The sequence below is a fragment of the Micromonospora sp. NPDC048063 genome, from assembly GCF_043202855.1.
Lineage (GTDB): Bacteria > Actinomycetota > Actinomycetes > Mycobacteriales > Micromonosporaceae > Micromonospora.
In genome coordinates, this window is record NZ_JBIDBG010000008.1 from 248,617 (window position 1) to 268,583 (window position 19,967).

Genomic DNA, 19,967 nt, shown 5'->3' on the forward strand with positions numbered 1-19,967 from the left:
TCTCGCCGGTGAGCAACTCCCCCGTCCAGCCGGCCGGCTGGCAGCCCCACCCGCCGACCCCTCCGACGGGTCCGCCCGGCGCGCCGTACCCGCCCGGCCCGCCGCACCCGCAAGGAGCGCCGTTCCCGCAAGGCGCGCCGTACCCGCCCGGCCCGTTCCCGCAAGGCGCGCCGTCGCCCGCCGCCGGTCCGGTTCCCGGGCCCGCGCCGTTCGCCGCCGGACCGTACCCGCCGGCCGGTCAGCCCGTCGCATACCCGGCGGCGACCACCTTCCCGCCGGCCGGGCCCGCCCCGGCGCCGCCGCGCCGCTCCGCCGGGCTGCGGGTGTTCTTCGTGGTGCTCGCCGGGCTGCTCGCGATGGGCCTCTGCGCCGGCGGTGGCATCGCGGGGTACGTGGGCTGGTGGGCGCCCCGGCAGGACATGGCGGAGCGGCGGGCGATCTTCGCGGACTGGGGGCGGCCGCACAGCTTCACCTCGGACGGGCTCGTCGAGGGCGACGACGCGACGCTGCAGGTGTATCGGTTCACCTGCCCGCAGGGGCGGTGCCCGGTGGACCTCGGCGAACGGGTGCACGAGTGGCTCGTCGCGGCCGGCGCGCAGGACGCGAAGATCGAGGACGTGACGCGCTGCGTGGCGAACGGCTTCCAGTACGGCGGCCCCACCTGCACCTGGACGTGGCGGGTGAAGGCGTGCCGGGCGACGGCGACGACGACCGGGCTGGACAAGGTGCCGGTCGGCTGGGACCGGCCGCTCGTGCTCAACGTCCGCATCCGTGAGTGCGACTGAGGAGGGGCGCGCTCACGGCGGGCACCGGGCACCCCGCAACGGGCCGGCCATCGCACCGCATAGGGTGCAGGCATGGCACGACCTGACGGGCGGCGACCCGACGAACTCCGACCTGTGACGCTGACCCGGGGCTGGAGCACCCATCCGGAGGGCTCGGTGCTCGTGGAGTTCGGCGACACCCGGGTGCTCTGCACCGCCAGCGTGACCGAGGGGGTGCCCCGCTGGCGCAAGGGCTCCGGGCTCGGCTGGGTCACCGCCGAGTACGCGATGCTGCCCCGCGCCACCAACACCCGCTCCGACCGGGAGAGCGTGAAGGGGCGCGTCGGCGGGCGTACGCACGAGATCTCCCGGCTGATCGGCCGGAGCCTGCGGGCGTCGATCGACCTGAAGGCGCTCGGCGAGAACTCCATCGTGCTCGACTGCGACGTGCTCCAGGCCGACGGCGGCACCCGGACCGCGGCGATCACCGGCGCGTACGTGGCGCTGCACGACGCGGTGACCTGGCTGGCGGGGCGCAAGGCGCTGGCCGGCAAGCCGGAGAAGGTGATGCACCGCTCGGTGGCGGCCGTCAGCGTCGGGGTCATCGCCGGCGAGCCTCGGCTGGACCTCAACTACGCCGAGGACGTGACCGCCGAGGTCGACATGAACGTGGTCTGCACCGGTGCCGGGGAGTTCGTCGAGGTGCAGGGCACCGGGGAGGCGGGCGTGCTCGCCCGCGAGCAGCTCGACGCCCTGCTCGACCTGGCCGTCGCCGGCTGCGTGGAACTGGCCGAAGCCCAGCGGAAGGCTCTCGGGTCGTGAGCGCGAGGAGTGAGCTTGCGAGCCCCGCAGTCGCGAACAGAGGTGAGGTCTGATGAACAAGGTGCTGCTCGCCACCCGTAACCGCAAGAAGCTCATCGAGCTGCAGCGCATCCTCGACGGCGCGCTCGGCGCGCACCGCGTCGCCCTGGTCGGCCTGGACGACGTCGAGGCATATCCGGAGCTGCCGGAGACCGGCCTCACCTTCGGCGAGAACGCCCTGATCAAGGCGCGGGAGGGCTGCCGGCGCACCGGCATGCCGACGATCGCCGACGACTCCGGCCTCGCCGTCGACGCGTTGAACGGCATGCCGGGGGTGTTCAGCGCCCGCTGGGCCGGCCGGCACGGCGATGACCAGGCCAACCTCCAGCTGGTGCTGGACCAGATCGCGGACCTCGGCGACGAGCACCGGGGGGCCTCCTTCGTCTGCACGGTGGCGCTGGTGCTGCCCGGCGGCAAGGAGCACCTGGTCGACGGCCGGCAGACCGGTCGGCTGCTGCGCTCGCCGCGGGGCGACGGCGGCTTCGGCTACGACCCGATCTTCCTCGGCGACGGGCAGGAGCGGACCAACGCCGAGCTGACGCCGCAGGAGAAGGACGCGGTCAGCCACCGCGGCAAGGCGCTGCGCGAGCTGGCCAAGCTGGTGGCGAAGGTGCTGCCCCCGGCCACCGCCTGAACGCCGACGGGCGGGCCACCGGCCCGCCCGTCCGTCCGTTCCCCGGTTCAGGCGAGGGGGCCGGTCTCGCGCTCGATGGCGGCGCGCAGCTCGGGCCCGGCCACCACGGCCCGGGCGGCCTCCATCAGCGGGGCGAGGAACACGTCCGGCCCCGGCTCCCCGGCGATCCCGCCGAGGGCCGCGACGGCCGCCCGACCGGCCGGCGACGGGTCGAGCGGGGCGCGCAGCTGGAGACCGCGTACGGCGGCGAGCAGCTCGACCGCGAGCAGGCTGGTCAGGTTGTCCAGCACGGTGCGCAGCTTCTTGGCCGCCGCCCAGCCCATCGAGACGTGGTCCTCCTGCATGCCGCTGGTGGGCAGCGAGTCCACCGAGGCGGGCGCGGCGAGCCGACGGTTCTCCGCGACGATCCCGGCCGCCGTGTACTGGGCGATCATCAGCCCGGAGTTGACCCCGGCGTCGGGGGAGAGGAACGCCGGCAGCTCCCGGGACCGGGTGACGTCGAGCAGCCGGTCGACCCGACGCTCGGCGATCGCGCCGACCTCGGCGGCGGCGATGGCCAGGAAGTCCGCGCCGAAGCCGAGGGGCGCGCCGTGGAAGTTGCCGGTCGACTCGACGCGGCCGTCCGGCAGCACCACCGGATTGTCGACCACCGAGACCAGTTCCCGGTCGGCCACCGTGCGGACGAAGTCCAGCGTGTCCCGGGCCGCCCCGGCCACCTGGGGGGCGCAGCGCATCGAGTACGCGTCCTGCACGGCGTGGGCCAGGTCGTCGCGGTGCGAGTCCATCACCCGGGAGTCCTGGAGCAGCCGGTGGATGTTCGCCGCCGAGGCCGACTGCCCGGGGTGCGGCCGGATGGCGTGCAACTCCGGCAGGAACGGCCGCTCCGAGCCGAGCATCGCCTCGATCGCGAGGGCGGCGGTGACGTCGGCCATGGTGAACAGGTGCGCGGCGTCGTGGATCGCCAGCAGCAGCATGCCGAGCATGCCGTCGGTGCCGTTGATCAGCGCCAGCCCCTCCTTGGCGGCCAGCTCGACCGGCTGCAGACCGGCCCGGCGCAGCGCGTCGGCGGCGGGGATCCGCTCGCCGGCGGGGCCCAGCACCCAGCCCTCGCCGAGCAGCACCAGCGCGCAGTGCGCCAGCGGCGCCAGGTCGCCGGAGGCGCCCAGCGAGCCGTGCTCCGGCACCCACGGCGTCACGTCGTGGTTGAGCAGGTCGACCAGCGCCTCGGCGACCAGCGGCCGGACCCCGGAGCGGCCGAGCGCCAGCGAGCGGACCCGCAGCAGCATCATCGCCCGCACCACCTCGCGCGGCATCGGCGCGCCCACCCCGGCGGCGTGCGAGCGGATCAGCGCGTGCTGCAGTTCGGCCCGCCGTTCTGGCGCGACGAACGTGTTGGCGAGGGCCCCGAAGCCGGTGGAGACGCCGTAGACCGGCCGGCCGGCGGCCTCGATGCCGTCCACGATGGACCGGCTGGCGGTCATCGCGTCCACGGCGGCCGGGTCGAGCACGACCTTGGCGGTGCCGCGCGCCACGGCGAGCACGTCGGCGGGGGAGATCCCGGTGGGCAGAATGGAAACAGACGTCATTGCGGCACTCCGTTGTGCAGGACCTGGCGGATCAGTGGCACACCGGGCCGGTAGGCCAGGTGCAGGTGGGACGGGGCGTCGAGGATCATCAGGTCGGCCCGGGCCCCGGGCCTGAGCACCCCGACGTCGTCGCGGCGCAGCGCTCGCGCGCCGCCGGCGGTCGCGGCCCAGACGGCCTCCGCCGGGGTCATCCGCATCTCGCGTACGGCCAGCGCCACGCAGAACGGCATCGACGAGGTGTACGACGAGCCGGGGTTGCAGTCGGTCGCCAGCGCCACGGTGACGCCGGCGTCGAGCAACCGGCGGGCGTCCGGGTACGGCGAGCGGGTGGAGAACTCGGCGCCCGGCAGCAGGGTCGCCACGGTGGCGGTGTGCCCGCCCTCGGCGCACATGCAGTCGACCCGGCTGGAGGCCAGCGCGTCGACGTCGGCGTCGGTCAGGTGGGTGCAGTGGTCGACGCTCGCCGCGCCCAGCTCGACGCCGAGCTGGACGCCCGGCCCCGGGCCGAGCTGGTTGGCGTGCACCCGTACGCCCAGCCCGACGGCCTGGCCGCAGGTCAGGATCGCCCGGGTGTGGTCGGCGTCGAAGGCGCCCCGCTCGCAGAACACGTCGATCCAGCGCGCGTGCGGGGCGGCGGCGGCCAGCATCGGCCCGCAGACCAGGCCCACGTAGTCGTCGGGACGGTCGGCGTACTCGGCGGGGACCACGTGGGCGCCGAGGAAGGTGGTCTCCTCGCTGACCTCGGCGGCGATCGCCAGGGAGCGGGCCTCGTCGGCGACGGTGAGCCCGTACCCGCTCTTGATCTCGATGGTGGTGGTGCCCTGCCGCATCGCCTCGTCGCGCAGCCGGCGCACGGTGGCCCGCAGTTCGTCGTCGGAGGCGGCCCGGGTGGCGCCGACCGTGGTCCGGATGCCGCCGCCGGTGTACGGCTGCCCGGCCATCCGGGCCGCGAACTCGGCGGCCCGGTCACCGGCGAAGACCAGGTGGGCGTGGCTGTCCACGAAGCCGGGGAGCACCGCGGCGCCCCCGGCGTCGACGCGCCGGTCGGCGGCCGGCGCGTCGCGGGCCGGCCCGATCCAGGCCACCCGCCCCTCCTCGACCAGGAGGGCGACGTCGCGGCGGATGCCCAGCGGGCCGCCCTCGCCGCCGCCGTCGTTGGTCACCAGCTCGCCGATGTCGTCGACCAGCAGACTGCTCAAGACGTCACCTCCTCGATGGCCGCGGCCAGCTCGGCCGGCACGTCGACCGTCAGGTGGCGGCCGTCGCGTACCACCACCCGGCCGTCCACCACGACCTGCGCGACGTCCGCGGCGCCCGCCGCGAACCAGGCCCCCACCGGCGGTACGCCGGCCGTGCGCGGGCTGTCCAGCCGTACCGTCACCAGGTCGGCGCGGGCTCCCACGGCGATCCGCCCGGCGTCGCGCCAGCCCAGCGCGGCATGACCGCCCACGGTGGCCGCGTCGCGCAGCTCGGCGGGGCTGAAGTGGCCACGCTGGCGGGTACGCAGCCGCTCGTCCAGTTCGACCGCGCGGGCCTCCTCGAAGAGGTCGACCACGGCGTGGCTGTCGCTGCCCAGGCTGAGCGGCAGCCCGACGTCGGCCATCCGCCGGGCCGGGCCGATCCCGTCGGCCAGGTCGCGCTCCGTGGTCGGGCAGAGGCAGACGCCGGTGCCGGCGTCGCCGAGCAGCGTGAGGTCGCCGCTGGTCAGGTGGGTGGCGTGCACGGCCGTGGTGTGCGGGCCGAGCGCCCCGTGGTCGGCGAGCAGCCGGGTCGGGGTGCGGCCGTGCACGGCCCGGCAGGCGTCGTTCTCGGCGGGCTGCTCGGACAGGTGCACGTGCAGGGGCGCGCCCCGCCGGTCCGCCCACCCGGCCACGGTGGCGAGCTGCCCGGCCGGCACGGCGCGCACCGAGTGGATCGCGGCGCCCACCCGGGCGTGGTCGCCGGTGGGCGTGAACGCGGCGACCCGCTCCGCCCAGCGCAGCGCGTCGCCGTCGCCGAACCTCCGCTGCGGCCCGGTGAGCGGCTGCCCGTCGACGGTGGCGGTGAGGTAGCAGGTGTCCAGCAGGGTGATCCGGATCCCGGCGTGCGCGGCGGCCTCGACCAGCGCCCCGCCCATCGCGTTCGGGTCGGCGTACGGGGTGCCGTCCGGGTTGTGGTGCAGGTAGTGGAACTCGCCCACGCAGGTGATGCCGGCCAGCGCCATCTCGGCGTAGACCGCCCGGGCCAGGGCCAGGTACGAGTCCGGGTCCAGGCGGGCGGCGACCGCGTACATCCGGTCGCGCCAGGTCCAGAAGTCGCCGCGCCCGCCGTGGGTACGCCCGCGCAGCGCCCGGTGGAAGGCGTGCGAGTGCGCGTTCGCGAGCCCGGGCAGGGTCAGCCCGGGCAGCCGCTCGGCGTCGCCGAGCACCTCCACGCCGGCGGGTGGGTCGCTCCCGGCAGTCAACGGCGTGACGCCCGTGATCCGCCCGTCGGCCGTCTCGATCAGCACGTCGGCGGTCGGTTCGGCGTGGTCGGGCAGCCAGGCGTACTCGGCCAGCCAGCGGGTCGCGGTCATCTCGTTCGCCCCCTGTCGAGCTGCCCCGTCCATGAGACCACCAGCCCCGGCGTCCCGGCCGTCCATCGCGCGTCCCGGCGGGGCCCCACCGCCGCCGGCAGGATGTTCAGCGGCATGTCAGCTCCTCCAGCACCCGGGCCAGGGCAGCCACCCCGGCGGCGCAGTCGGCGTCGGTGGCCGACTCCGCCGGGGAGTGCGAGACCCCGGTCGGGTTGCGCACGAAGAGCATCGCCGTGGGCACGTGCGCGGCGAGCACCCCGGCGTCGTGGCCCGCCCCGGTCGGCAGCACCGGCGCGTCGAGCAGGGCCGCGAGCCGGCCGGCCAGGCCACCGTCGAAGGCGACCAGCGGGGTGGCCGACTCCTCGGTCAGCGCCACCTCCGTACCGTCCCGGCGGGCCCGCTCGGCGGCCTTGGCGTGCACCGCGTCGACCAGCCCGGTCAGCGTGTCCGGCTCGGCGGCGCGGGCGTCCAGCCACCCGGTCACCTTCGACGGGATCGCGTTGGTCGCGTTCGGCTCCACCGACACCCGGCCGACGGTGGCGTGGGCGCCGCGCAGCCGGGCCTCCTTGTTCGCCGCCAGCACCGTGAAGGCGTACGTCAGCATGGGGTCGCGGCGGTCGACCATCCGGGTCGTACCCGCGTGGTTGCCCTCGCCGCTGAACTCGAAGCGCCAACGGCCGTGCGGCCAGATCGCGCTGGCGACCGCGACGGGCGCGTCGCCCTCGACCAGCGCGCGGCCCTGCTCGACGTGCAGCTCCACGAAGGCGGCGAAGCTGCCGACCAGCTCCGGCCGGGCGCCCGCCGGCCGCTCGCCCAGCGCCTCGGCGAAGCTCACCCCGGCGGCGTCGCGCAACCCGGCCGCGCGGTCCACCGCGATCTCCCCGGTGAGCAGCCGCGACCCGAGGCACGGTACGCCGAACCGCGCCCCCTCCTCCTCGACGAACGCGCCGACCACCAGCGGGCGGGCCGGCGCGACACCGGCCGCGCGCAGCTCGTCCACGGCGAGGAACGCGCTGACGATGCCGAGCGGCCCGTCGTACGCCCCGCCGTGCGGCACCGAGTCGAAGTGGCTGCCGGTCAGCACCGCGCCGCCGGCCGCCGGCTCACCCCACCAGGCGAACAGGTTGCCGTTGCCGTCCTCGGTGACCGGCATGCCGCGTTGGCCGGCCTGGTCGCGGAACCACTCCCGCAGCCGCAGCTCCGGCTCGGTCAGCGCGTACCGCAGGTAGCCGCCGCTGCGGTCGTCCCGCCCGATCGGCGCGATCTCGTCCCACAGCGCCCGGAACCTGTAAGGAAGGGACCCTTCCTCTACCAAATCCGTTAACAAGGTGCCCCGCCTCACGCCTCGGCCATGGGGGTGCGGACGCCGGTGCGCGCGGCGACCTCGCGGGCGGCGTCGTAGCCGGCGTCGACGTGCCGGATCACGCCCATCGCCGGGTCGTTGGTGAGCACCCGCTCGATCTTCTGCCCGGCCAGGGCGGTGCCGTCGGCGACGCAGACCTGCCCGGCGTGGATCGACCGCCCGATGCCGACCCCGCCCCCGTGGTGGATCGACACCCAGGAGGCCCCGCTGGCGGTGTTGACCAGCGCGTTGAGCAGCGGCCAGTCGGCGATCGCGTCGGAGCCGTCGGCCATCGCCTCGGTCTCCCGGTAGGGGCTGGCCACGCTGCCGCAGTCCAGGTGGTCCCGGCCGATCACCACGGGCGCGCTCAGCTCTCCGGAGGCGACCATCTCGTTGAACCGCACGCCGGCCTTGTCGCGCTCGCCGTAGCCGAGCCAGCAGATCCGCGCCGGCAGACCCTGGAACGCGACCCGCTCGCCGGCCATCCGGATCCACCGGGCCAGCGACTCGTTCTCGGGGAACAGCTCGAGGATGGCCCGGTCGGTCGCGGCGATGTCGGCCGGGTCGCCGGAGAGCGCCGCCCACCGGAACGGGCCCTTGCCCTCGCAGAACAGCGGCCGGATGTACGCGGGCACGAAGCCGGGGAAGTCGAAGGCCCGCTCGAACCCGCCGAGCTTCGCCTCGCCCCGGATCGAGTTGCCGTAGTCGAAGACCTCCGCCCCGGCGTCGAGGAACCCGACCATCGCCTCGACGTGCTTCGCCATCGACGCCCGCGCCCGGTCGGTGAACTCGGCCGGCTTCGCCGCCGCGTAGTCCCGGGCGTCGGCCAGCTCCACCCCCTCGGGCAGGTACGACAGGGGGTCGTGCGCGCTGGTCTGGTCGGTGACGATGTCGATGGCGACGCCCCGGCGCAGCAGCTCCGGGAAGACCGTGGCCGCGTTGCCGACCACGCCGACGCTCAGCGCGCGGCGGTCCCGCCTCGCGGCGAGCGCCCGCTCGACGGCGTCGTCGAGGGAGTCGGCGACCTCGTCGAGGTAGCGGTCGTGCACCCGCCGGTCCAGCCGGCTCCGGTCCACGTCGACGATCAGGCAGGCGCCCCCGTTCATGGTGACCGCGAGGGGCTGCGCCCCGCCCATCCCGCCGCATCCGGCGGTCAGCGTCAGCGTGCCCGCCAGGGTGCCGCCGAACCTCTTGGCGGCGACGGCGGCGAACGTCTCGTAGGTACCCTGGAGGATGCCCTGGGTGCCGATGTAGATCCACGAGCCGGCGGTCATCTGCCCGTACATGGTCAGGCCGAGCTGCTCCAGGCGGCGGAACTCCGGCCAGGTGGCCCAGTCGCCCACCAGGTTGGAGTTGGCCAGCAGCACCCGGGGCGCCCACTCGTGGGTGCGCATGACGCCCACCGGCCGGCCGGACTGCACCAGCATGGTCTCGTCGTCGCGCAGGTCGGTCAGGGTGCGCACCAGCGCGTGGTACGACGGCCAGTCCCGCGCGGCCTTCCCGGTGCCGCCGTAGACCACCAGGTCCTCGGGGCGCTCGGCCACCTCCGGGTCGAGGTTGTTCATCAGCATCCGCAGTGCGGCCTCCTGCGGCCAACCACGGGCGGTGCGTTCGGTGCCGCGCGCGGCGCGGACGGGCTGGGACATCTCGGGTCTCCTCTCAGCCGAGGAACAACTGGCGGCGGGCGGCGGACGCCTCGAAGGCCTCCAGCCGGCGTTGGGTGTCGGCGGGGTCGGCGTCACAGATGGCCTGGAGCAGCACCATGGCCAGGGTCATCGGGGCGGTGTGCAGGTCGAAGACGAGCTGAGCGCCGACCGCGGCGGGCAGCACCACGTCGGCGTGCTCGGTGGCCGGGCTGACCGGCGAGTCGGTGATGGCCACCACACGCAGGCCGGCGGCGCGCGCCTCGCGCAGCGCGTCCATGGTCTCCCGGGGGTAGCGGGGGAGCACGAAGGCGAGCAGGGCGCCCGCCCCGGCCGCGGCGGCCTGTTCGAGGCGGTCGGTGAGCAGGCTGCCGCCGTCGTCGAGCACCCGCACGTCGGGGTGCACCTTGGCCGCGAAGTAGGCGAAGTACGCGGCCAGCGGCGCGGCGGCCCGCAGGCCGAGCACCGGCAGGGGGCGGCTGGCGGCCAGCAGCCTCCCGGTCTCGGCGAGCCGGTCCCGGTCGGCCAACTGCCCGGCGAGCCGGTCGAGGTTGCCGATCTCGGCGCGTACGGCCTGCTGGAGTTCGTTGCCCGCGTCGGCGGGGCCGCCCGGCGTGCCGGCGGTCAGCTCGCGGAGCCGGCGGCGCAGCGCGGGGTAGCCGTCGTGGCCGAGCGCCACCGCGAAGCGGGTCACCGACGGCTGGCTGACCCCCGCCAGCTCGGCCACCTCGGCCGCCGACAGGTACGCCGCCGTCGGCGCGTGCTGCACCAGGCAGTGCGCGATCCGGCGCTGGGTCGGTGTGAGCCGGACCCCCTGGAACAGGTCAAGCACCTGCTCGGTGGGCGCCGCGACAGCTCCGTCATTCACGCAAGGACTCTATGCATAGAAACTTTCACAGGGCAAGCCACCTGCCCGAACGGCCGCATGCGGGGCCGACGAGTGACCTACGGAGGCACAGTGGACCCGGCGCGCGTTCCCAGCCCGTGTCGGGCCGGCGACGGGCGGGCGGAAGCGCTGGCGCCGGCTCTGTAGGATCCGCACGGCGGTTGAGCAGAGGAGATGGCATGCAACCGGGAGGTCCCTACAGGCTTACCCACGTGCTGGGCGGGTCTCCGGTGGGTAAGGCGTGGGCAGGCATCGACGAGCAGGGACGCTTCGTCACCGTGGCCGTCCTGGACGCCTCCGTCGCCGCTGCCCCCGGTTGGCGGGAGGCGTTCGTCGGGATGGCGAATTCCCTGGCGCAGGCGGCGGACCCGCTGCCCTACGCCTACGTCGACTTCTCGGCCGCCGCGCCCTGGGTGGCGTACTCGGCGGAGGTCGGGCCGGGGGCGGAGAAGCTGTTCCGCGCGCTCGGCGTGGAGTACACCCCGGAACCGACGGACGCGCGCCCGGTCTCCGGGATGCCCCAGCCCGTATCCGGGATGCCCCAGTCGGTGTCGGGCGTGCCCAGGCCGGTCCCCGGCCTGGAGGAGCCGACGCAACTGTTTTCCACCCAGTCGCAGGCCGCCGGGGCCGCGCAGCCCTGGTCGGTTTCGGCCCCGCCGGTCTCCGGGGCACCGATCCTGCCCGCGTCCACGCCCTCGGCGGCCGCGCCAGCGTCTGCGCCGCCCCAGGCTGCCCGCGATCCGTTCGCCGCCACCGATCGCCGGATCGCGCCGGTGCGGCCCCAGCCGAAGCGGCGCGGAAGGATCTGGATCGCCGTCGGCGCGCTGGCGCTCGCCCTGGTCGCCGGCACCGCCGGGTACGTCCTTGCCGCCAGCGGCGACGCGGCCGAGCCGGGCGCGGCACCGTCCTCCAGCACGTCCCTCCCGCCGTTCGAGGCGACCCAGTTCTCCATCAACAAGGCCAAGTTCGAGGGCGAACTGGCTCCGCTCGCCGAGCCCTGGCTGACCCGCATCGGCGGCTGCACGGCCGACACCGAGGTCGGTGGGCCGAAGCTGCCGGCCGACGAGAAGCGCCACGTGTTCTGCCGCTACGGCGGCGCGTCCCTGCACTTCGCGCAATACCCGGCGAGGGAGCAGAAGGACGCCGCGCGCGCGTACCGCCAGCAGCTCAACCTCGCCGGCGGCGCCCTGGCGCCGGGCCTGCGCGAGGCGACCCGCACGACCGGCGGCGTCACCGGCGCGCCCGGCAGCTACGTCGAGTACGCGTTCAAGGGCGACGACGGTCGGACGATCTGCGGCATCTGGTGGGACCGTGACGACGTCGAGGGTGCGTTCTACGTCGAGACGCTCTGCGAGGCCGGCATCGCCGGCAACTGGGACGCCATGCGCGACCTGTGGCGCCGCAACAGCTGACCGTGCGCGGCCGCGTCCGTCGGCACCCCCACCGGACTCCGATGTGAGCGAGACAACATGACCTCCCTCGACGACATCCGACCCGCTGCCCAGCCGGCGGTACGACCACCGTTGCTCGCCAATCGCTCGGTGGCGATGGTGCACGAGTGGTTCGGCGCGACCGGCGGCTCGGAGAACGTCTTCCTGGCCATCGCGGACCTCGTGCCACACGCCCGGCGGATCGTCCTCTGGGCGGACGAGGACGTCGAGGTCGAGCGGCTGGGCCTGCACGAGAGCTGGCTCGCCCGCACCCCCCTGCGCCGCAGCAAGGCCCTCGCCCTGCCGCTGATGCCGCTCGCCTGGCGGACGGTGGGCGACGAGAAGTACGACGTGGTGATCTCCTCCAGCCACGCGTTCGCCCACACCGTCCGGCTCGGCCCGCCGGAGAGCACGCGGCACCTGAGCTACATCCACTCGCCCGCCCGCTACGTCTGGAGTCCCGACTTCGACGGCCGCGGCTCAGGAGCGCTGCTCAGCGGACCGCGCCGGGTCCTCCAAGCGGTGGACGTGCGGATGAGCCGGCATGTGCACGCCTACGCTGCCAACTCCCGGGAGGTCCAGAAGCGCATCCAGCGGTTCTGGAAGCGCGACGCCGCGGTCATCCATCCGCCGGTCGACGTGGACTTCTTCGGCGGGACCGACGTGCGGTCCGCCGCGCCACGCGACTACCTGCTGGGCGTCGGGCGCTGGATCCCGTACAAGAACTTCGACCTCATGATCGAGGTGGCCGCCGAGGCGGGGCTTCCGCTCACGATCGCCGGTTCCGGGCCAGAGGAGGCGCGGCTGCGGCGTGCCGCCGCCGACGCCGGCGTGCCGGTCACGTTCGAGGTTCGGCCGACCCGCGAGCGGCTGCGGGAACTGTACGCCGGCGCCCGGGCGCTGCTGTTTCCCGCGCACGAGGACTTCGGCATCATCCCCGTCGAGGCCCAGGCGTGCGGGACCCCCGTCATCGGGGTCAACAGCGGCGGGCTGTTGGAGACCGTGGTGGACGGCGAGACCGGGTTCCTGGTCGGCTCGATGCGGCCCGCGGACCACGCCGCCGCGGTGCGCCGGGTGGGCGAACTGTCCGCGGCGCGGATCCGGGAGCACGCGGGGTCCTTCTCGACGCAGCGATTCGCCGCGCGGATGGCGGAGTGGATCGCGTATGAGACCCGCTGATACGACCACGGTCATCGACTGCAGCGGGGTGGGCCCCGGCGGAATCACCCGCGTGCTCACCGAGGTCACCCGCCACTGGCCGGCCGGAGGGCGCCTCCGGCTGGTCGCCGTGCCGCCGGCCTGGGAGCCGCCCGCCGACTCGGCCGCGTACGTGGACGTGGTGAGCAGGCAGAGCGGTGACCGCGCCCGCGCCGTCGCCTCCGCCACGACCACGTTGCGCAAGGTGACCAACGGCGTACGGGGCGACGCGACCACGATGCTGTCGCTGAGCCCGTCGATGGCCATCCTGGGCAGCCAGCTGCCGGTCGTCACCGTCGTGCATGACCTCGCGTTCAAGCTCTGGCCGCACGATCTGTCGGCCGCGGTGCGCCAGTACCGCCGGGCCAGCTACGGCACCGCGATCAACCGGTCCCGTCGCCTGCTCTGCGTCAGTGCGCGCACCCGACACGACCTGCTGGGCCTCTACGGGGTGCCGGAGGAGCACACGGTCGTCTGGCACCCGGGCAGCGACGTCCGCCTCGTATCCGGCGGCCCCCCGGCGCAGGTACTCGCCGGCACCGGCGGTCGCCCGTACCTCGTGGTCGCCGGGCACGCCCCGCACAAGGGCGTCGAGCTGGCGGTCGGGGCCCTGCCCGACGTTCCCGGGCACGTGCTGGTGGTGCTCACCGGTGGGCAGCGGGTCGAGCGGTTCGAGGCTGTGGTGGCGGCGTCCCCGGCTGCCGACCGGGTGCTGCTGCTCGACCGGCTGTCCGACGACGACTACGCCGCCACGATCGCCGGCGCCGCCGCCTTCCTCATGCCGAGCCACTTCGAGGGGTACGGGCTGCCGGCGGCCGAGGCGCTGCGGCTGGGCACCCCGACGGTGATCTCACCCGACCCCGCCCTGCATGAGGCGACCGACGGGCAGGCCGCACGCATGACGGCCTGGACGGCGACGGCGCTGGTGCGAGCGACAACAGAGGCGATCGGCGGGCCCCGGCCGACCGCTGGCGCGGCCGGACGGTCCTGGCGGGAGGCCGCCCGGCACCTCGCCGACCTCCTGGCCCTCGACCACGACCGGGCATCGACCCTCCACCCGATCGGAAAGCAGGTCTGAGTCGTGCGGATCGCCATGGTCCACTCGTCGTTCGCGATCCGCGGCGGCGCGGAACAGTACGTCCGGGACCTCTCCAACTCGCTGCGACAGCGCGGCCACGAGGTACGGGTCTTCAGCCGCCCCTCGCCGCACAGCCTGCCCGACGACGCGCCGGTCGCGCCCCGGCTCGCCGCCCGGCTGGGCCAGCCCGGTACGCGCGCGGGCAAGGCCCTGACCCACCTCGGTGACCTGTTCGACCCGACCGGTCTGAACGTCGACACGCTGAGTGCGTTCGCGCCCGACGTGGTGCACGTCCACAACTGGCAGGGCCTCGGCGCGCTGCCGGTGGCGCGGGTCGCGCGCACCTGGCCGACCTGCCACACCGTCCACGACTATGCCCTCTGCGACCCGAACAACAGCCTCGCCAACCACGGCCGGTCGGCGATGGGGAACCGACTCCTCGGGCTGCGGTCCGCCTGGCTGGTCCGGCGAATGCGCGAGGTCTCGATGCTGTGGCCGGCGGCGCGGACGAGGGACATCGCCCAGCGTCACGTGCCGGCCGGTCACCGGCTCGACGGGATCGTCGTACCGCTGGCGGTTCCGGCTGCCGATGCGCCGGTGACGTGGCCGGCCGGCGACCCGACGGTGTTCCTGTTCCTCGGTGCGTTGAGCGAGCACAAGGGCATCGACCTGCTGCTCGACGCGTGGCGTCGCGTCGCCGGGGAGACGAACGCCACCCTGCTCGTCGGCGGCGACGGGCCGCGGCGGGCGGCCGTCGAGGAGGCGGCCCGGCAGCTGCCGGGGCTGCACTACCTGGGCTTCCTCGACTCGGCGGGCAAGGAAGCGGCGATGGGCCGCGCGGGTTGGCTGGTGTTCCCCAGCCAGTGGGCCGAGAACTTCCCCATCTCGTGCGTGGAGGCGCTGCGGGCGGGCCGCCCGATCGTCACCAGCTCCGTGGCCCGGCCGCCGATGGCGTCGGACACGTCGGTGCGGGTCTTCGACACCACGGCGGACCTCGCGGCGCTGCTGCGCCACGCGGCCGGCATGTCCCGCTCCGAGTACGCCCCGATCGCCGCGTCCGCCGCCGCGGACGGACGTGAACTGGACTGGGACCGGCACGTCGACGCGGTGGTCGACGCCTACACCGCCGTCCGTGGGCGCCACGGCGCGACCCGTCAACCCGCCGGAGCGACCCGACGATGACGTCCGGCGCTCGCTCCGCGGCCCCGAGCCGGCGGCGCGATCGGCGGCTTCTGATCGCCGCCGCGGTCGCACTCCCGGTGGCCGTCGCGGCGTGCGCCGTCGTCGGGCTTCCACCCCTGCTGCCGGCGTTCCTCGCCGCGTTCGGCTTCCTCGCCGTCCGCCCGGTGCCGGGCCTGGCATACGTGTTCGTCGTGCTGAATGCGCCGCTGGGGCTGCGCTTCGCCGGGGTGGAGGGCCTGGTCGGGGATGCCTTCGGCGGCCGGGAATACGCGCTCGGGCTCTCCGCCGCCGCAGTGACCGGCGTGCACGCCCTGCGTGCGGCGGTGCGCGGTCGTTGGAGCAACGAACAGCTCATCGCTGGCGTAGTGGTGTTGGTCGTCCTCGGCGTGTGGAGCCTCATCGGCGTGGCGCACCACGGCCCGGCGCAGACCGTAGCCGGGCTTCGTCTGACGGTGATGCCGCTGTTCCTGCTGCTGGTCATGACGGCGCTTCCCCGGCCCGACGTCGTCCGCATGGTGACCGTCGCGGCCTGGCTCATGATCGCGAACGCGGCGGCCACGGTGGCCGAGCTGATCATCGGACCGGCCCAGCTTGTCGCGTGGGGGTTTGAAGAGGGGCGGAACGTCCGCTACATCGGCGACACGTTCCGGGCCCCGGGTCTCACCGAGTTCAACGCGGAGCTGGGCATCCTCGCCGGCGCGTATCTGCTCGGTTACGTGACGCTGTGGTTGGCTCCGGGGGGCCGGCCCACCCGCTGGTCATGGCATCTCGGCGCGGTCTGCGCCGTGGTGTGCCTGGCACTCAGCACCAGCCGTTCCGGCGCCCTGCTCGTGGTGGCCGGAGTGGTTGCGGCCGCCGTGGCCAACCGGTCCGGCAGCGCCGCCGCCAGACGCCGTGCCCGGCTGGTCGGCCTGGGCGTCATCGTCTGCGTCCTGGCGGGTTTCGTGGTGGTGGGTGCCACCGGGGCCCGCAGCCTCTTCCAGCGCTTCGAGATCTGGTCCGATCTGCTCGGCGGGGACCTGCCGCTGTGGGGCCGGGGGATCGGTGCGGCGGGCGCGGCCACCGTCTCCCGTGTCGCCGGTGGCGAACAGATCTTCGTGGACAACTACTTCGTCAGCGTGGCCCTCCAGTACGGGCTGCCGATGATGGTCGTGCTCCTCGCCGCCGTCGGCTATCTGTTCTTCTGGCTGTGGCGCCGCGGCGCGACGCGTCCGTCGGCGGTGCTCCACGTGGCCGTCCTGGCCGGTCTCTCCGCCGCGTGTCTCGTGGTCGAGGCCTGGGAGTACTTGGGCGCGATGATGGGCCTGGCCATCTTCGTGGCCCACGGTCGCTTCCTCGACGCCGACAAGGAGCCGCAGTCCCGCTCGGAGCCGGGCGTCGTCGGGCAGATCGACGCCGAGACGGTGGTGCTGCAAACGAGGCAATCCCCGACGGATGCACCGACGGTCGTGATGCCCCGGGTTCCTCCGTCACGCCCGGCCGCTGCTCAGCCCTCCTGGCCCGGTTCCCCGCCGGGGTCGCCAGTGACGCCGCCCCCTGCCCCTCCGGCGCAACCGCCCGGCCCTGCTCGGCCGTACGGGCCCCCGGCTGGGCCGCAACGGCGCCCGGCCCAGGAACCTCGCTGGCAGGGAGGCGAGGAAGCGACCTGGTCGCCGCCTGCCGAACCGGGCCGTTCGTCGCCTGACCGGCCGCGTCGGCGTTCGGCCGGTGAGCCGTCCGGGCATCCGGTGGAGCAGCCGCAGTGGCAACCGGTTGCGGAGTCGCGCCGTCCGCCGGCCGAGCCGCCGCATCGGCGCTCCGCCAATCGGCCGTACGGGCCTTCGCCCCAGGAGCCGTACCGGCCCCCGGTTGCCGACCCGTACCCGAACCCGGCGGAGCAGCCGGGGCGGCTCTCGGGCACCGAGGCGTACGGGCCGGCCGAACGGCATCGGCGTCCTCCGGCGGACCCACGCTGGCGTCGGGCCGAGGAATCGCACTGGCCGTCGTCGGATGCGGAACCGCGGCGGCCACGTGTCGAGCAGCCGCGCCGGCACCGAGCCATCCCGCCGCCCCTCGACGACGAGACCGATGTCCTTCCGCCGGCCCGCCCGGCGTCCGGGCCCCCCGAACACCCCGGAAGGCGGTGATCTGTGCGCGTTCTCACCTCGACGGCGGCGCGACTGCAGCGGTCACAGGTGTCCGTGCAGGCGTTCACCCGCCTGTCCAGCATCTCGCTGTTCCTGCTCGCCTCCTGGGCCGACGGTGACCGGCTGGCCCTGGTCGCCCTCCAGGGCACCCTGCTCGCCATCCCGTACGCGTTGATGGAAGCGCTGGTCGGCCGGCCGTTGTCGGCCGGCGTGGTGCCGGCGGCCTGGAACGTCGAGAGCTGGGCCAAGCGGGTCGCGGCGTTGACCATGCTGCCGGTGGGCCTGGTGGCCTTCACGGCGGTCTCCGTCGCGCTGCCGGACAGCAGCCTCACCGACCGCCTGTTCGTGATCGCACCGGTGCTCCTGCAACTGCCCGTGGAGGCGTTGTTCTGGGCGTGCGCGCGTACCCGAGGAACGGCGCGCGCCAACCTCCTTCCCCAGCTCACGGCCATCGGGACGCTGCTGGGTGGGACGGCGTTCGTCGCCTCGGAGGTACGCGTCGACGTCGCCGCGCTGCCGGCGCAGTTCCTGGTGCTGACCTGGGTGCTGTTGCGCCCACGCACCGGCTCTGCGGGCCGGGTCCGGCCGGGGGCGCGGGCGAGCCTCTCGGTCGGCGCGGTGTACTGCGTCGCGGCGCTGGTAGACCTCTCGTACACCGTGGCCCTTCCCGCGGTGGCGGGTGCGGTGGCCGGGCAGACGGCGGTGGTGGTGCTGCGGGCGCTCGACCTGGCGTTCGGTCCGTTCCACGTGGTGCTCTCGGCGAGCACCCGCGAGGACATCGTGGCCGGCCGGCGTGCCCGGTGGGTGACCGCGACCCGGGGCCTCACGCTAGTAACCTGGCTGGTCGTGACCGCGGTGGTCGTCGGCAGCGAGTGGGTCCGCGGGCTGCTCGCCGCCGACCTCGCCGCAGTCGGCGCCGCTGCGCTCGCCGGATACTGCGCGTACAAACTGCTGCTCACGGTGTCGACCTGGACGTCGGTACGGCACATGATCCGGGCCCGGCCGCGGCGGTACCTCGTCTCCGCCGTCGGGTCCCGGGCCATCGCGTTCGGCGGCGTGGCCGTGGCGCTGGTTTGGGCCACCGACTTCTCCGACCTGGTGATCCAGCTCGTGGTCTGCGAGGCGCTGGTCGGGGCGTGGTTTCTGGTGCGGATGCGGTCCACCCCGTCCGACGAAGCCGGGCCGGAGGCAGTCGAGGTGGTGCCCGAGTCGCGGACGTCGTCGGTCACGGCGGCACCGGCCTGAGGCACCGCCGCCGCAGCGTCACGGCTCGCTGGCCATCACCTGCACCGTGCCGTTCGGGAAGAGCGCGCACAGCTGGGTCCGGCCGCCGGCCTCGCGGGCGAACAGGCGGACGTTCCCGTCCGTCGGGCGGTCGGGCGTCGCCTGCGCCCGCAGGTCGAACGCAGGTCGGACCACCAGGTTCTTCTCCGGATCCCCCAGTCCCTGTGTGATCTCCACCTCGGTGGTGGGGGCCGGCTTGCCGATCCAGCCGCGTCCGGTGCCGGGGATCCGCCGGCCGTCCTCCGCCAGCGCGCCCGGTTGGGACAGGCTGACCCGGACCGACGAACGGCCCCGGTCGGCACCGAAGTCGACGGCGGCCGTGCCACAGTTGACGATCTTGCTCTCGACGAGGCAGCCGGACGGCTCCTCCGGCTGCGTGCCGGGCAGGAACTGCACGCCGATCTCGGGGTTCGGATGCGACTGGTTGTAGCCGAGGATGTACCCGCCGATCCATCGGCAGTCGTTGCGGGAGATGCGGACCCCCACGCCGCCGTTGAGGTCGGCGTAGCAGTTCACGCAGCCGACGCTCGTGGCCGCCAGGTCGAACGAGACGTCCTGCCGGATGCCCCAGCCGTGACAGTTCACCATCTGGGTGCCCATCGCGTCACCCGCGATGCGGAAGCCCACACCCGCGTTCTCGAATGTCACGCAGTTGAGGAACATCGAGTCGTGCGGACCCTGGAAGTTGACGCCGTGACCGTCGTTGCCGTGGCTCCGTACGGCGGACAGCCGGGCCTCCATCTGGTGTGACGGCGCGGGCAGCGCGGCGGTCGGTCCCCACTCGCTGACGATGCCGTCGTTGCGGCAGTTGTGGGCGATCACTTCCGTCAGCTCGTAGCCGTACCCGTAGATCCGCAGCCCGTAGCCGCCCTCCGGGTTCTGCCCCTTGTTGCCGTCGAGGGTGAGGTCGCGCACGCTGAACAGGCTGATGCCGGCGTCGGACCGGGTCCCGGTCAGCCGCTCGAAGCCCTCCGATTCGAGGATCGCCGAGTTGGCGCCGGCCCGCAGTCTCAGCACCGACGAGTCGCCACCCGCACCCCGCAGGTGCACCCGGGAGCGCAGGATCAACCGGCGGGTCACGTACACCCCGGGCGGCAGGAGGACGATCCCGCCCCGGGTGCCCACCGCGTCCAGGGCCGCCTGGAGCGCGGCGGTGTCGTCGGTGGCACCGTCACCCGTGGCGCCGTGGTCCCGGACGTCGATCACGGCGCCGTCGCCGGACGAGATGCCGCTCGCAGCGGCGGCACCGCCGAGCGCGGCGGTGCCCAGCCCTGCGGCGACCGCGCCGCCCCTCAGCAGGGCGGTCCGTCGCGTTACCGCGGCGTGCGGCCGTGCGCTGCCCTCGTCGGCCATGGCATCCTCCCCGAGACACGTGGACGGACGATGATCCCACGTCGGGG

At 74.5% G+C, this 19,967-nt stretch carries 16 protein-coding genes; 9 read left to right on the forward strand and 7 right to left on the reverse strand.

Going from position 1 to position 19,967, the window contains the following annotated elements:
* Positions 1-8 precede the first annotated feature (8 nt).
* The 3 genes from ACGFZ2_RS21305 to rdgB all read left to right on the forward strand — a co-directional run bounded on the left by ACGFZ2_RS21305 (position 9) and on the right by rdgB (position 2,259).
* The gene (locus ACGFZ2_RS21305) at positions 9-785 is read left to right on the forward strand and encodes a hypothetical protein (protein ID WP_393456077.1); all 777 of its coding nucleotides are present in this window, start codon (positions 9-11) and stop codon (positions 783-785) included.
* A gap of 72 nt (positions 786-857) precedes the next feature.
* Complete coding sequence (gene rph, locus ACGFZ2_RS21310) at positions 858-1,586, forward strand: ribonuclease PH (RefSeq protein WP_393456080.1); 729 nt, start codon at positions 858-860, stop codon at positions 1,584-1,586.
* 52 nt (positions 1,587-1,638) lie between these two features.
* Positions 1,639-2,259: an RdgB/HAM1 family non-canonical purine NTP pyrophosphatase gene (gene rdgB / locus ACGFZ2_RS21315; RefSeq protein ID WP_393259091.1), complete on the forward strand. Its 621-nt coding sequence runs from the start codon at positions 1,639-1,641 to the stop codon at positions 2,257-2,259.
* 47 nt (positions 2,260-2,306) lie between these two features.
* Here the strand turns inward: rdgB and hutH are convergent, their stop codons facing one another.
* The 6 genes from hutH to ACGFZ2_RS21345 form a co-directional block, all read right to left on the reverse strand.
* Positions 2,307-3,845 (reverse strand): histidine ammonia-lyase, encoded by a 1,539-nt coding sequence (hutH, locus tag ACGFZ2_RS21320; RefSeq protein ID WP_393259092.1) that lies wholly within the window; start codon positions 3,843-3,845, stop codon positions 2,307-2,309.
* Entirely contained in the window at positions 3,842-5,044 is a 1,203-nt protein-coding gene (gene hutI, locus ACGFZ2_RS21325; protein WP_393259093.1) for an imidazolonepropionase, read from the reverse strand. The genes hutH and hutI overlap by 4 nt, the downstream gene beginning before the upstream one ends.
* On the reverse strand, positions 5,041-6,399 hold the full coding sequence (locus ACGFZ2_RS21330) for a formimidoylglutamate deiminase (protein WP_393456083.1): 1,359 nt from the start codon (positions 6,397-6,399) through the stop codon (positions 5,041-5,043). Before ACGFZ2_RS21330 ends, hutI begins: the two co-directional genes overlap by 4 nt.
* A gap of 106 nt (positions 6,400-6,505) precedes the next feature.
* Complete coding sequence (locus ACGFZ2_RS21335) at positions 6,506-7,726, reverse strand: allantoate amidohydrolase (protein ID WP_393456086.1); 1,221 nt, start codon at positions 7,724-7,726, stop codon at positions 6,506-6,508.
* A gap of 11 nt (positions 7,727-7,737) precedes the next feature.
* The gene (gene hutU, locus ACGFZ2_RS21340; RefSeq protein ID WP_393259098.1) at positions 7,738-9,387 is read right to left on the reverse strand and encodes a urocanate hydratase; all 1,650 of its coding nucleotides are present in this window, start codon (positions 9,385-9,387) and stop codon (positions 7,738-7,740) included.
* A gap of 13 nt (positions 9,388-9,400) precedes the next feature.
* Positions 9,401-10,252: a MurR/RpiR family transcriptional regulator gene (locus ACGFZ2_RS21345; protein WP_393456089.1), complete on the reverse strand. Its 852-nt coding sequence runs from the start codon at positions 10,250-10,252 to the stop codon at positions 9,401-9,403.
* 197 nt (positions 10,253-10,449) lie between these two features.
* Here ACGFZ2_RS21345 and ACGFZ2_RS21350 point away from each other — a divergent pair, with 197 nt between their 5' ends.
* From ACGFZ2_RS21350 to ACGFZ2_RS21375, 6 genes are read left to right on the forward strand one after another with little or no spacing between them, the layout of a single operon-like run.
* Complete coding sequence (locus ACGFZ2_RS21350; protein ID WP_393456092.1) at positions 10,450-11,682, forward strand: hypothetical protein; 1,233 nt, start codon at positions 10,450-10,452, stop codon at positions 11,680-11,682.
* A gap of 57 nt (positions 11,683-11,739) precedes the next feature.
* Complete coding sequence (locus ACGFZ2_RS21355) at positions 11,740-12,879, forward strand: glycosyltransferase (protein ID WP_393456095.1); 1,140 nt, start codon at positions 11,740-11,742, stop codon at positions 12,877-12,879.
* Complete coding sequence (locus ACGFZ2_RS21360) at positions 12,866-13,975, forward strand: glycosyltransferase (RefSeq protein ID WP_393456098.1); 1,110 nt, start codon at positions 12,866-12,868, stop codon at positions 13,973-13,975. The genes ACGFZ2_RS21355 and ACGFZ2_RS21360 overlap by 14 nt, the downstream gene beginning before the upstream one ends.
* A gap of 3 nt (positions 13,976-13,978) precedes the next feature.
* Complete coding sequence (locus tag ACGFZ2_RS21365; RefSeq protein WP_393456101.1) at positions 13,979-15,157, forward strand: glycosyltransferase; 1,179 nt, start codon at positions 13,979-13,981, stop codon at positions 15,155-15,157.
* On the forward strand, positions 15,154-17,283 hold the full coding sequence (locus ACGFZ2_RS21370; protein ID WP_393456104.1) for a hypothetical protein: 2,130 nt from the start codon (positions 15,154-15,156) through the stop codon (positions 17,281-17,283). The genes ACGFZ2_RS21365 and ACGFZ2_RS21370 overlap by 4 nt, the downstream gene beginning before the upstream one ends.
* 3 nt (positions 17,284-17,286) lie before the next feature.
* Positions 17,287-18,528 (forward strand): hypothetical protein, encoded by a 1,242-nt coding sequence (locus ACGFZ2_RS21375; RefSeq protein ID WP_393456107.1) that lies wholly within the window; start codon positions 17,287-17,289, stop codon positions 18,526-18,528.
* Positions 18,529-18,546: 18 nt separating this feature from the next.
* Here the strand turns inward: ACGFZ2_RS21375 and ACGFZ2_RS21380 are convergent, their stop codons facing one another.
* On the reverse strand, positions 18,547-19,920 hold the full coding sequence (locus ACGFZ2_RS21380; RefSeq protein ID WP_393456110.1) for a glycosyl hydrolase family 28-related protein: 1,374 nt from the start codon (positions 19,918-19,920) through the stop codon (positions 18,547-18,549).
* Between the last annotated feature and the right edge of the window lie 47 nt (positions 19,921-19,967).

Coding starts and splice junctions, on each gene's coding strand:
- ACGFZ2_RS21330 (WP_393456083.1), bottom strand. CDS start 6,399: ATGACCGCGACCCGCTGGCTGGCCGAGTACGCCTGGCTGCCCGACCAC.
- hutU (WP_393259098.1), bottom strand. CDS start 9,387: ATGTCCCAGCCCGTCCGCGCCGCGCGCGGCACCGAACGCACCGCCCGT.
- rdgB (WP_393259091.1), top strand. CDS start 1,639: ATGAACAAGGTGCTGCTCGCCACCCGTAACCGCAAGAAGCTCATCGAG.
- hutH (WP_393259092.1), bottom strand. CDS start 3,845: ATGACGTCTGTTTCCATTCTGCCCACCGGGATCTCCCCCGCCGACGTG.
- ACGFZ2_RS21380 (WP_393456110.1), bottom strand. CDS start 19,920: ATGGCCGACGAGGGCAGCGCACGGCCGCACGCCGCGGTAACGCGACGG.
- ACGFZ2_RS21370 (WP_393456104.1), top strand. CDS start 15,154: ATGACGTCCGGCGCTCGCTCCGCGGCCCCGAGCCGGCGGCGCGATCGG.
- rph (WP_393456080.1), top strand. CDS start 858: ATGGCACGACCTGACGGGCGGCGACCCGACGAACTCCGACCTGTGACG.
- ACGFZ2_RS21355 (WP_393456095.1), top strand. CDS start 11,740: ATGACCTCCCTCGACGACATCCGACCCGCTGCCCAGCCGGCGGTACGA.
- ACGFZ2_RS21350 (WP_393456092.1), top strand. CDS start 10,450: ATGCAACCGGGAGGTCCCTACAGGCTTACCCACGTGCTGGGCGGGTCT.
- ACGFZ2_RS21360 (WP_393456098.1), top strand. CDS start 12,866: ATGAGACCCGCTGATACGACCACGGTCATCGACTGCAGCGGGGTGGGC.